We start from the raw sequence: 971 nt of genomic DNA on the forward strand, positions 1-971 counted from the left end.
CTTCATCCTTCATCGCCGCGAGCGGCTCGATGAGTCGCCCCTCGGAAAGGCCCGCGAAGTTGGCGACACCCAGGTCGATGCCGAGCGTCGGGGCGACGCCGGCCGCCGGCAGCACGCCGGGCTGCAGCGTCTGGATCGCCACATACCAGCGGTCCCCCTCTCGGGTGACGCTGGCGTTGCGCAGATCGCCCGCGACTTCCCGGCTCATGCGCATGCGCACCCATCCGAGTCTCGGGAGTTGGACGCGCCCATTGAGCGCGTTCAACTTGAATTGCTTTCGGTCCGGAAAGCGAATGCCCGGCTCGTCACCTCGCTTCTTGAAGCGCGGGTAGCCGGGCTTCTTGCCCGCCTTCGCGTTCGCGAAGAAGGTCTGGAACGCTGCGTCCAGTCGTTTCAAGACCTGCTGCTGCGGATGCACCGGCCCTTCCCGCAACCACGACGTCTTTGACGCGTTGCGCCAGGCCGTGAGCCAAGCGCACATGCTCGCGTAGCCTGCGTACTTCTCGCCGCGCTCGCGGCGAGCCTGCTGCTCAGCCAGGGCTCGATTCCAGAGCCAGCGCAGCATGCCCGCGTAGCGGGCCAGCTGCTTCTCCTGCGCCGGCCGCGGGCGAAGCTGGAATCGGTAGGCTCGGAGGGACGAATCGTTGGACATCTACGTATGGGGAAGCACCAGCGCGACGCGCAAGGTCGCGAGGCGAAATACCTGCTTTCCTTCCCCGCCCTAAAGGGGAATGGCACTTACTTTGGCTCGTACGCATGACCATGCTTCTCGACATGTCGGCGAGCCTGGGCGCGCGGCACCTTCAACCAAGGGTAGGGTTTTGGCCTTCGTTTTCGCATTCGCGGCTCGATGCGTCCGGGTCGATGGCCGACCTTGCATTGGGCGATCAACGTGAACAGCCGCTGGCAATCCTTCGTGACCGAGAGGCCTCGCGAGACCCACTCCGTCCACAGTTGCACCGTGTGCTTGA

General features: G+C 65.0%; 1 protein-coding gene and 1 pseudogene. Both read right to left on the minus strand.

Annotated features, from left to right (window positions below; all coding sequences use genetic code 11):
* Positions 1-652 (minus strand): RNA-guided endonuclease InsQ/TnpB family protein (locus tag AC1DY5_RS57030; RefSeq protein WP_478122941.1); only part of this gene is annotated, 652 nt, incomplete at its 3' end.
* Between the two features lie 86 nt (positions 653-738).
* Positions 739-971, minus strand: a pseudogene (locus tag AC1DY5_RS57035) (IS4 family transposase); the annotation flags it as partial.

This window comes from Variovorax sp. P4_D9 (assembly GCF_056401695.1).